Genomic DNA, 12,157 nt, shown 5'->3' on the forward strand with positions numbered 1-12,157 from the left:
ATCTGTTTGGATCTATAATAACAAGAGACCTCATTTGAGTTTGAATTATAAAACACCTAATTTTATACATCAAAAATCCAGTGAGGCTAGCCTCACTGGATCATATAATTAATTTATAAATGTGTCAACCTATTTTAGGACGACTCAGTATGGTATTCTTACTTCACAAGTAATTTACCTTTATAGATTTTTTCACCAGTAAGATTGATGATATGAACTCCTGGTTTCAACTGTTCTCGATTAATGGTTACATTATTATCGGTAATGTTTTCAATAATTCGAACAACTCTACCATTCGCATCCACAACAATTAACCTGTATTTCTGGTTCCTATCGTTAGGGAATTCAACCTTAGTTTTGTCCCTCATTGGATTAGGATAAATCAAAAGTTTTTCAACTTTTCTATTGCCTAAGTTATCATCGATACCAGTTGCACCTGCATCGTATCCAACCAAAGCTTTAATCGCTAATGATGTGTTAGGATTTCCAGAGAAGATATCGCTATAAGCGCTCCATGAATCATTGTAATGCATATAAGCTGTATTGTCCCAACCCTTATCGGATTCTAAAGGAAGGTGAGCTACAGCAAAACTATCGATAGGAGTGGTGTAGTTAATTTCGTATCCAACAAAGAAATTGTCTTCTACTGCTACAGAAAAGTCAAGATCGATAATGTTAAACTCATCTTCTGTTAATTCTGAGTAAGGAACTACTTGCGAGTATACTTCTTGTGTAGGCTCAGTTGTGCCATTCCAAATTTTGATAGTAACACTTGGATCTGCCGAGTTTGACTGCATTACAGATGGGTAAATATGAACCTGTTTTACAGAGTTTAAGTTTGAGTTTGTAATTTCAAACTTCTCAGCATACTGATCGATTAAAAGATTCGTGTGTCCTGTTACATAACCATCATTACTACCTGTAAATATGAATTGAGTTAACTCACTTTCGTTTTCCGGTAAAATGTTGTAAAGAAGGTCATCTTCAAAATCGTTAGGATCCTGAACTGTAATATAGCCTGTCTTCACTTCTGTATCGGTAAAAGTACCATCGCTTACAGTTAAGCTTACATCAAAAGTACCTACCGAATTGTATGTTACCGAAGGACTTCTTTCTGTTGAAGTTTCAGGGGTTCCTCCAGGGAAACTCCAGGTATAACTGGTTGGAGTTGATCCTGACAAGTTGTTGAACTGAACAGTAGTTCCTACGTCAATTGTAGTGTTATTTGTTGAGAATTTAGCTTCCACAGACTTAATAACAATACCACCAGTAATGGTTTGAGTGTGACTTCCTGTTGCGTTGGTTACAGTCAAGCTAACATCGTAAATACCAGGTGTATTGTAAACGATACCTTCTGGAAATTGATCATTTGAACTAGTTGTTTCAGCACCTGCAAAAGTCCATGCATAAGTTGTAATGCCATCTCCAATACTTCTGTCCATGAATTTTACTGATTCTCCTGCTTGAATCGTATCGGCAGTCATACCGATTAATGCAACAGGAGCAACAGAGCTATAATCTGCATCAGCAGTAAATACACCATTACCATGTGTAGCAGCAGCGATGAAACCATCTCTTCTTGCTTTGATCATGTCAACAACGGTAGTACCAATTTTATCAGCAGCATCGTGTGTCCATACCGTAGAGCTACCATTTAAGCTAGATGTACTGTACAAACCAGTACTTGTTCCTGCAAAGTAAGTAGTGTCGGTTGGAGAAACCATGATTGCTACAGCACTTACCGAAGGACCATTGCCTGAATCAGTACCATCTTCAAGGTTTCCTGAGATTGCTTGCCAGTTTGCACCACCATCATTGGTATAGAATACACTCTCCACTTTATAGTTTGAGAAGCTGACAATAACTTCGTCTGCATTTAATGGGTTTGCATCAATAGAGCTTACGTATGCACCTGGCATGTTTGAACCTGTAATATCGGTCACTTTAGCCATTGAGTTATGAGAGCTTTCAATTTTGTAAACTTTCCCTGCCGAAGTACCATAATAAAGAACATGAGCAGGATAAGTAGATGATTCTAATGCTGATACCGTTCCGGAAGCTTTAGATATTTCTAACTTCTCCCAGTTGGTTGTTGGCGACTGTGAACTAAATTGAGGGATGTCAAAAATATTGCTATTTCTCCAAACATATTGTCCCGCAGCATAGTACATTACTTCACTATTGTTCGCATCAACAATAAATGGATTAATAAACAATTGACCTTCAGCTCCAGCTGGATCAACACGTGTCCAGAATGAGTCTCCTGGTCCGTTTGGATCATTTTCAAGGTAAACTACTCCGTTCTGAGAAGAAGAAAGAAAGTGTCTTCCCTGGTCTAAGATACTTGCATAACTACCATCTCCTGATCCCCAATAAACCCAGTCGGAAGTAGCCAATGCATCTCTTCCAAGCCAGGTACCATTGTCCTGAAATCCGGCCAATAAGAACTTATTGCTGGTAATATCGTGATCGATGGCAATTGTGTATGGCTGAGTTGTTAGGTAACTGTTATTTAGGAATACCCAGTCAACAGGCTTGCTATCATCTCCAGTGTTAGAGTCATCTGTTTGTTTGGCGTTGTTGGTTAAACTAATACCACCATCGTGTCCACAAAGCAATGTTGTATTGTCAATAAATACTAAAGAATGTATATCAGGGTGATGATTGTCGTACTGACTAACGTTATTTTCTGTTGCATAACCACCAATCCAGTATGTGTTCGAGTTATTTGTAACCCCATTACTTAATGGGCTTGCTTTTGTTGCAAATGCATCATCCGATCTAAATAGGTTGGTACCTCCAATGAAAACCATATTTTCATCATCAGGAGCAACTTTTACCACCATGTTATATGATCCTTGCGAGTTGTATCCATTTACATCTCTATCGCCTGATCCTCCTTCAGGAAGATTTTGAGAACGATCTTCCCAACTTGCAGTACCGTTATAAGTAAGTTTCCAAAAGCTATGGCCTTGTAAACCTGCACCTGAAGTTTGGGCTAAAAGATAGATAATGTCCTGGCTGGTATTACTTGGAGCATGCGCAATTACCATTCTTCGGTAGCTGGTAGGAAATCCACTTGTAGGTGTAATATCTTCCCAGATAGCATCTACAGCAGTTCCTTTTCTCCAAACACCTACATTTTTGTTTCCACCTGAGCTTAAAGTAGCATACTTTACACCTGCAGGAGTACAAATAACATCTGTAAGAGCGGAATAATCTCTGTCATCAGCTAAAAGGGTTGCGTCAATGGTTTGGATATCAAGACTCCATGAATCTCCGCCATCTTTCGAAACATAGATTCCACCATAAGTTGCAACATATACATCGCCATTATTAGGGTCAACACATACGTTCCAGCAGATATCGAATAAATTGTCGAAAGAAGAAAAGGTGTTCGTAGCTGTTGCATCAAGTTTCGTCCAAGTATCGCCGTTATCAGTCGATTTAAATACACCATTACCTGTATAAAAAGCACCTGAAGCACTTGCCGAATTTCCTACGTACTCACCAGTTGTATAATACCATGTTGATGTGTTACCAGCTCTAGGGTCCTGTGCAATAGCTGTTACACTAGGGTGCTGATCTAGTCCGGTAGTACGTGTCCAGCTTTGGCCTCTGTCGGTTGATTTCCACATTCCTCCACTTACACCACCAGCTATGATCGTATTCCCAGTTGCATCGGCGATATCCACAGCAAGAGCTCTGGTTCTACCACCAACATTACGAGGACCACTATTGGTATAGTTTAATCCAACTGATTTTGTTTTGCTCATTAATCCTGATCTGGCTGAAAGTGCATATGCTCTTTCCAACTCTTTAATATTGGCTGGAACTTCACCAGTTAAAGGATTTTTAAGCTTCTCAATTTCAAATAATCTACGTGCTAAAGGATTATCGGCTACTTTTGGTTTGCCTGAATTTCTATCAGCAATTTTAGATAATTTTCTTTTGTTTAAGGTTCTTTCGGTAATGTCCTTATAGGTCTTTTCGGTGATAACAATATCTTTAACACCTGTGTTTTTTTGCTCTTTCGCGGTTAACCCCTTGTTTTGTGCATACAAAGAACAACTGAAAAGAATGATAGTCAGAATGGTTAATAAATTCTTCATTTTAATCTGTCTTAAATTCTGTACCCAGATAAAAAAGGTACAATTTGTTTTTCATGTAATTAAAAAAGTCGTTGGCATAAGGGGGATATTTAGTTTAAAGGGGAACTAAATTTATTACCACGACAAATGGATTAGATTTATTTTACTTCAATTAACTTCAGGTATGTCTTGTTACCCATTTTTTCCACTTGGGAGATCACACAGGAGAATTCACTTCGCTTGTTTAACTTTTGTACATCCTGTTTATCAATCTTGATAACAATTTCCTGATTCAATTGAATGACCTCAGTAAAACCTGCACCATATCCATGCAATTGAGAAACTTTTCCTTTAATCATTTTCTGATCGGAAATGATTTCACAATCCTTTAGAGATAAATAACAAGTACCTGGGGCAATTTGTTGATTTTGATCAACTTTTTGTTCTTGAGGGGGGGAAGGGGAATTGGAACTATTATCGCTCATTTTTTTGGGGGGAGCACACCCCAGGCAAAACAACAGCAATGCCAGAATAGGTAAAATTTTCTTCATACTTTTTGTGATTTATTAGTTAGCAGGGTACAAGGTATAAAAATTAATACACACATCTTCAACGGAACACAAAAAAAAATGCCTCTGCATACGCAGAGGCATTAAAAATCATAATATATATGAGATTATTTAGTTTCAATAATCCAGTTCTTAGCATTAACAAATGCTTCTACCCATGGAGTTAATTCATCTTCCATTCGGTTTTCATCGTAATGCGCCCAGTTCCAAGGGTAAGTGGCACGCTCCAAGTGAGGCATCATTGCCAAATGACGACCATCTTTTGAAGATATTGCCGCAGTTGCAAATGGAGATCCATTAGGATTAGCCGGATACTGATCGTAGGCATATTTCATTGGAATATTGTACTCTTCAACTGCATATGGCAGTTCGAATTTACCTTCACCATGAGCAACCCAAATACCCATTTTGCTTCCTGCAAGAGTGGATAACATTACAGAATTGTTTTCAGGAACTTCAACACTCACGAATCCAGATTCGAATTTATGAGAATCGTTGTGTAACAATTTTGGATGTTTTTCATGTTCTGGATAGATTAATCCAAGTTCGGAAACCAACTGGCAACCGTTACATACTCCTAAACTTAAAGTATCTGGTCTGTTATAGAAATTATCTAATGCCGCCTTTGCTTTTTCGTTATAAAGGAATGCTCCGGCCCAACCTTTTGCCGAACCTAATACATCCGAATTTGAGAATCCACCCACAAATACGATCATATTCACATCACTTAAATCTTCACGACCCGAAATCAAATCGGTCATATGAACATCTTTTACATCCATTCCTGCAAGGTGCATGATCCAGGCCATTTCTCTATCACCATTTACACCCTTTTCGCGGATAATGGCAGCTTTAACGCCTGACTTGTTTTTTCTCTTAGGATCGATACCGTACTGAGCAAATTTACCAGTAAAGTTTTCAGGGAATTGATAAGTTAGTTCATTCGTCTTATAACTTTCAAATCTTTCCAAAGCCAGTTCTTTGCCAGATTGGTTGCGATCCAATAGGTAAGAAGTTTTGTACCAAAGGTCACGCAGACTTGGAATATCAAGGCTAAATGATTGTTCATTTTTAGATACTTCCAGTAATCCTGCTTTAGCTGGAGAACCGATAAAGTGGAAACGAAGACCATTCTCAGCAAGAGTTTTGCCAACTGCCTCTTTGTCCTTCACCTGGAAAATAACTCCCGGATTCTCACTAAATAATACCTTAATCAAGTCTTTCTCTTCAATTGAGTTTAAATCAATTTTAGCGCCAAGCTTGTTATCCGCAAAACACATTTCAAGCAATGCGGTAATCATACCACCTGCAGAAATGTCGTGACCAGCCAATACCTTGCCGTCAAGAATCAATTGCTGTAAAGATTCAAATGCCTTAACAAAGTAATCGGCATCTGTAACATCTGGGGTTTGTTTTCCTAGCTTGTTAACGATTTGTGCAAAACTACTACCGCCTAATTGGAAGTTGTCATTTGAGAAGTCAAGATAAACCAAATGAGAATCCTGATCGTTTTTCATCACTGGGGAGATCATCTTATTGATATCAATAATTTCACCAACGGTTGAAATGATCACTGTTCCCGGAGAGTAAACAACATCATCTTTTCCATATTTCTGTGTCATGGAAAGAGAATCCTTACCTGTAGGAATGTTGATGCCCAGCTTAATGGCAAAATCACTGATTGATTGAACTGCATTATACAAACGAGCATCTTCGCCTTCGTTTTTACAAGGCCACATCCAGTTAGCAGAAAGAGAAATTCCTTTCAAACCTTTCTCGATTGGTGCCCATACCATATTGGTTAACGATTCAGCAACCGATAAACGGCTACCATTTTTAGAATCTACAAGGGCAGCAACAGGAGTATGTCCAATAGAAGTAGCAATTCCTTTTTCGCCCTGGAAATCGATAGCTACTGCTCCCAGGTTATTCAATGGCAATTGCAGAGGTCCAGCACATTGCTGCATCGCAATTTTACCTGTTACCGAACGGTCTACTTTGTTTGTTAACCAATCTTTACAAGCTACGGCCTCTAACTGAAGAACATCTTCTAAATATTCTTCGAATTTGTTAATATCATATGAAACAGCTTCGAAACCTTCTTGAACCGAATTGTCTTTCATGATTGTTTTTGGCGGTTTACCAAACATTTCTGAAAGTCCAAGGTCAATAGGGTTTTTACCTGTTTTTTTGTCTTCAAATGTAAATCTCATGTCTCCGGTAGTTTCACCAATTTGGTAAATTGGAGCACGTTCTCTTTCGGCAATTTTGGTTAAAAGTTCAACATCTTTTTCCTTCATTACCAACCCCATTCTCTCCTGAGATTCGTTACCTACAATCTCTTTAGCAGATAGGGTAGGATCACCAACAGGAAGAGCATTTAAATCGATCTTACCTCCGGTTTCTTCAACCAACTCCGAAAGACAGTTCAAGTGTCCACCTGCACCGTGGTCGTGGATTGAGATGATTGGATTTTCATCGGCTTCAGCCATTGCACGAATTGCATTGCATACACGCTTTTGCATTTCAGGGTTCGAACGCTGAACGGCATTTATCTCAATTGCATTGTCGTACTCACCAGTTGCAACCGACGATACAGCACCACCACCCATTCCAATTCGGTAGTTGTCACCACCAAGCAGTACTACTTTATCGCCTTGTTCAGGAACATCTTTTTGTGCTTGCTCCAATCTTCCATATCCAATACCACCAGCTTGCATAATTACCTTATCGTAACCATACTTCTTGTTGTTTTCGAAATGTTCGAATGTAAGAACAGAACCAACGATTAAGGGCTGTCCAAATTTGTTACCAAAATCAGAAGCTCCATTCGATGCTTTAATTAAGATTTCTTCAGGAGTTTGGTACAACCATTCTCTGGCTTCTGTTGCACTTTCCCACTTGCGTGATGCTTCTAATCTTGGGTAAGAAGTCATATAAACAGCAGTACCTGCCATTGGAATAGCAGCTTTACCACCGGCAATTCTATCGCGAATTTCGCCACCTGTACCAGTTGCAGCACCATTAAAAGGCTCTACAGTTGTAGGGAAGTTATGAGTTTCCGCTTTAAGCGAGATAACTGTTTCAATATCTTTTGTATAGAAAAAGTCAGCTTTGTCGTGCGAATAAGGCGCAAACTGTTCAGCTTTTGGTCCTCCAAGAAAAGCACAATTGTCTTTGTATGCCGATACAATTCTATTGTGGTTTTCCTTAGATGTTTTTTTAATGAGTTGGAACAGTGAAGATTCTTTCTCTTCACCATCAATTATAAAGGTGCCATTAAAGATTTTATGGCGACAGTGTTCAGAATTTACTTGAGAAAAACCAAAAACTTCTGAATCAGTAAGTTTTCTTCCAATTTTCTCCGAGACATCATTCAGGTAAGAAATCTCGTCAGCGCTTAAGGCTAATCCTTCCTGCTGATTGTATTCTTCAATATTATCGATATAAAGGATTGGGTCGGGTTGCTTGTCAATGGTGTAAACCTCCTGATCTAAACCTTTATACATAGATTGCAACATAGGATCGAACTCTGTATTTTCTGATTCGACCAAAATGTATTGCTCGATTCTCAACAATCCAGTCAGACCCATGTTTTGGGTAATTTCGACAGCGTTGGTACTCCATGGAGTAATCATTTCTTTTCTTGGTCCGACAAAAATTCCATCAAGTTTTTCCTGATCTAATTTTTCGGCATTACCAAAAAGCCACGAAAGCTTGTCAAGATCAAATCCATTCAATTGGTTTGTTGCCTGAACAACAAAGTGTACTTCGTCTTTTTTGAAGAATAAAATCATCTTAAAGTCAACTTATAAATTTATAAAATTGGTTGAATGTTGTTTCAAAGTGCAAATATAAATAAAAGACTTGCATTATTAACCTGAGTTCGATTAAAAATACCTTCACAGTTTGATTTGGTTTTGAGTAGAAATTTTCTCAAAATTTTGATGTAATATCGGGATATTTCGAAAGAGTTTGAGAAAATTTATACCAAAAGCAGGCAAACCCAATAAAATGTCATCTTCGCATTTAAAAGTAATCCTCAAAAATACCCAAGTATTCTTCTATTATTTAGTGTAAATCCCGAATAAATCTAATTTTCTGTGATTGATATTTTTAATCGAGTTCAGGTTGTTACTTTTATTTATGTGCTGATTTAGGCGAATAATCAATATTATTTTACTCTATATATAATGGTATAAATTCAACCTCTGCCAAAGACTTCGATTTACTCGGATTAATTAAAAATATCAAATAGAATTTGATGCAAAAACATGCTGTGGAGATATGTTTTGTAATAGTAAAATTTTTTTCAATTATTTTGAAAAAATCATATTCCTTTGAACTGTAATTCAAAATGACGACTGTTGGTGCAAAGGTTTTCGAAAAAAATAATTGAAATCGTTACCGTAAAATTTGGCAGTTTGCATTATTTGGCTGAAATTCAGCCTTTAGTGTCTTTGGGGCGATGATTTGAGAACATGTTGAAGAACAACTTTAATAATGCTAAAGATCATTGACCAAAATTTTTTGAATAGATATTTTTGTCCAAAATAAATTTTTAAAAATTAACTAGTATGAAACCATCGCATATTGAACATATCGGTATCGCTGTAAAAAGCTTAGAAGAAGCAATTCCATTTTATGAAAAAGTATTGGGATTGGAGTGTTACGCAATTGAGGAAGTTGTTGATCAGAAGGTGAAGACTGCTTTTTTCAAGGTTGGAGATACAAAAATCGAGTTGTTAGAATCAACTGATCCTGAAGGACCAATTGGTAAGTTTGTTGCTAAGACTGGCGGTGGAATGCATCACCTTGCTTTCGCTGTTGAAGATGTTCAGGAAGCATTGAACGATGTTCAGGAAGCTGGTTGCCAGGTAATCGATAAAGCTCCTCGTGGTGGTGCTGAAGGATTAAAAATTGGATTCTTACACCCAAAATCAACAATGAGAGTGTTGACAGAGCTTTGTGGCGAAAAATAAGAAAACTCAAAAATTAGATAAAAACTCAATAATTATATAATAACTCAATTATATAATAACTCAATAATAGTTATGGCTAGTCAGGATAAGATTAAAAAATTAATTGATTTAAGAGCAGAGGCTAAGCTTGGTGGAGGTGAAAAAAGAATTGCATCTCAGCACAAGAAAGGAAAGTATACAGCCCGCGAAAGAATCGACATGCTTCTTGATGAAGGAAGTTTTGAAGAGTTCGATATGTTCGTATCTCACCGTTGTACTAATTTTGGTATGGAAAAAACCAAATTCTTAGGCGATGGTGTTGTTACAGGACAAGGTACAATCGACGGACGATTGGTATTCGTATTCTCTCAGGACTTTACTGTTTTCGGAGGTTCGTTGTCAGAAACATTTGCACAGAAGATTTGCAAAATTATGGATATGGCAATGACAATGGGTGCACCGGTAATCGGATTGAACGATTCAGGTGGAGCTCGTATTCAGGAAGGTGTTACCGCTTTGGCAGGTTATGCTGAAATTTTCGAAAGAAATATTCTTGCTTCAGGTGTTATTCCTCAGATTTCTGCAATTTTCGGTCCTTGTGCAGGTGGTGCTGTTTATTCTCCGGCATTAACTGACTTTATCATGATGACTGAAGAGAAATCATACATGTTCGTTACCGGTCCTAAGGTTGTAAAAACTGTAACAGGAGAAGATATCACTGTTGAGGATTTAGGTGGTGCGAAAATGCATGCTTCCAAATCAGGTGTTTCTCACTTTATGCTTGAAGATGAGGAAGAAGGTATCATGATTATCCGTAAGTTGTTATCTTACATGCCTTCAAACAACCTTGAAGAAGCTCCTATCTTAGAGTGTAACGACCCTATTGATAGAATGGAAGATGTTCTTAATGAAATTATTCCTGACAACCCAAATATGCCTTACGATGTGAAGGATGTAATTTATGCTATTGCTGACGATGCTGAATTCCTTGAAGTTCACCGTCACTATGCTAAAAATATCGTAGTTGGTTTTACTCGTATGGGCGGTATGTCGGTAGGTGTGGTTGCAAACCAACCAAACTTCCTTGCTGGTGTACTTGATATTGAATCTTCAAGAAAAGCGGCTCGATTTATCCGTTTCTGCGACTGTTTCAATATTCCAATCTTAACATTGGTTGATGTTCCTGGATTCCTTCCTGGATCGGGACAAGAATTTGGCGGTATCATTACTCACGGTGCGAAATTAATGTTCGCTTACGGTGAAGCTACTGTTCCAAAAGTAACAATTACACTTAGAAAATCATACGGTGGTGCTCACGATGTAATGTCATCTAAGCAACTACGTGGTGATATGAACTATGCTTGGCCAACTGCCGAAATTGCAGTAATGGGTGCTAAAGGTGCGATCGAAGTACTTCATGGTAGAAAACTTGCCGAACTAAACGACGAAGAAAAAGCGAAGTTTATCGAGGAAAAAGAAACTGAATACAACGAGGCATTTGCAAATCCGTACAACGCAGCTTCATACGGTTATATCGATGATGTTATCGAGCCAAGAAATACTCGTTTTAGAGTGATTCGTGCATTCCAGTCTCTACAGACTAAAAAGCAATCGAACCCACCTAAAAAACATTCTAATATTCCATTGTAAAAAATAGTTCTATGTTAATGAATATTTTATCTATAGGAAGTCAAGGTGGATGGACAGTAGCAATTGTTGGGTACTCAATCGTATTTCTTGCGTTGGTATGTCTTGTTATTGTTTTCATGAATTTGCCTAAACTTTTACAGCTAAACTTGAGAAAGAAGCTTGTTAAAGAAGGTAAGCCTTGCGCTGAAGTTGAAGACTTGAATATAGAAGGAAATGTAAATGCGGCTATCGCTATGGCATTGCACATGCACTTTAATCAGCTTCACGATGAAGAGAGTAATATCATCACAATTAAAAAAGTTACAAAGAATTATTCTCCATGGAGCTCTAAGATTTATGGGGTAATGAATCAACCAAGATAAACAAAATGAAGAAGTTCAAATTTACTATACGTGGCCAGGAATACGATGTTGAAATCAAGGATTTTCAAGGATCGAATGCCAAAATTGAAGTGAACGGAACCAGCTATGATGTAGATGTTAATATTGAAGAAAAGGCATCTAAAACTCCTAAACTAGTTCGTAAGCCTGTTATTAACAAACCAGGTGAAGGAAAAATCCAAAAAGGTGGTGCTGGCTCAACTGTTGTTAAAGCTCCACTTCCAGGTAGCATTATTAAAATTAACATTGCTGTTGGTGATACCATTAACCCAGGAGATACTCTATTGGTGATGGAAGCAATGAAAATGGAAAATAATGTCATGGCTGAAAAAGGAGGTACTGTTAAAGCTGTTAAAGTTGCAGTTGGTGAGAGTGTACTTCAAGATGATGTGTTAGTAGAAATTTCATAAATGATGAATGTTTGATGATCAATGTTTAATTCAAATTTTACCAATAAGTTGTAAAGATTTTGCGTGTTATTTACAACCAATTGTAGATTTTCCATT

7 protein-coding genes are annotated in these 12,157 nt (G+C 37.6%); 4 read left to right on the forward strand and 3 right to left on the reverse strand.

Annotated features, from left to right (window positions below; translation table 11 throughout):
• Positions 1-158: 158 nt before the first annotated feature.
• The 3 genes from ELS83_RS18210 to purL all read right to left on the reverse strand — a co-directional run bounded on the left by ELS83_RS18210 (position 159) and on the right by purL (position 8,457).
• Entirely contained in the window at positions 159-4,112 is a 3,954-nt protein-coding gene (locus ELS83_RS18210) for a PKD domain-containing protein (protein WP_171596977.1), read from the reverse strand.
• 137 nt (positions 4,113-4,249) lie between these two features.
• Entirely contained in the window at positions 4,250-4,642 is a 393-nt protein-coding gene (locus tag ELS83_RS18215; protein WP_171596978.1) for a hypothetical protein, read from the reverse strand.
• A gap of 125 nt (positions 4,643-4,767) precedes the next feature.
• Positions 4,768-8,457, reverse strand: coding sequence for a phosphoribosylformylglycinamidine synthase (gene purL / locus ELS83_RS18220; protein WP_171596979.1), 3,690 nt, complete (start codon positions 8,455-8,457; stop codon positions 4,768-4,770).
• A 780-nt stretch (positions 8,458-9,237) separates the two neighbouring features.
• Between purL and mce the strand changes: the two genes are divergently transcribed.
• The 4 genes from mce (at position 9,238) to ELS83_RS18240 (ending at position 12,061) form a co-directional block, all read left to right on the forward strand.
• Complete coding sequence (gene mce / locus ELS83_RS18225; protein ID WP_171596980.1) at positions 9,238-9,642, forward strand: methylmalonyl-CoA epimerase; 405 nt, start codon at positions 9,238-9,240, stop codon at positions 9,640-9,642.
• A 72-nt stretch (positions 9,643-9,714) separates the two neighbouring features.
• The gene (locus ELS83_RS18230; RefSeq protein WP_171596981.1) at positions 9,715-11,271 is read left to right on the forward strand and encodes an acyl-CoA carboxylase subunit beta; all 1,557 of its coding nucleotides are present in this window, start codon (positions 9,715-9,717) and stop codon (positions 11,269-11,271) included.
• 11 nt (positions 11,272-11,282) lie between these two features.
• Positions 11,283-11,633 (forward strand): OadG family protein, encoded by a 351-nt coding sequence (locus ELS83_RS18235; protein ID WP_171596982.1) that lies wholly within the window; start codon positions 11,283-11,285, stop codon positions 11,631-11,633.
• 5 nt (positions 11,634-11,638) lie between these two features.
• Positions 11,639-12,061, forward strand: coding sequence for a biotin/lipoyl-containing protein (locus ELS83_RS18240; protein ID WP_171596983.1), 423 nt, complete (start codon positions 11,639-11,641; stop codon positions 12,059-12,061).
• The last annotated feature ends 96 nt before the right edge of the window (positions 12,062-12,157 follow it).

The organism is Marinifilum caeruleilacunae (assembly GCF_013141825.1).
Classification (GTDB): Bacteria; Bacteroidota; Bacteroidia; order Bacteroidales; family Marinifilaceae; genus Marinifilum; species Marinifilum caeruleilacunae.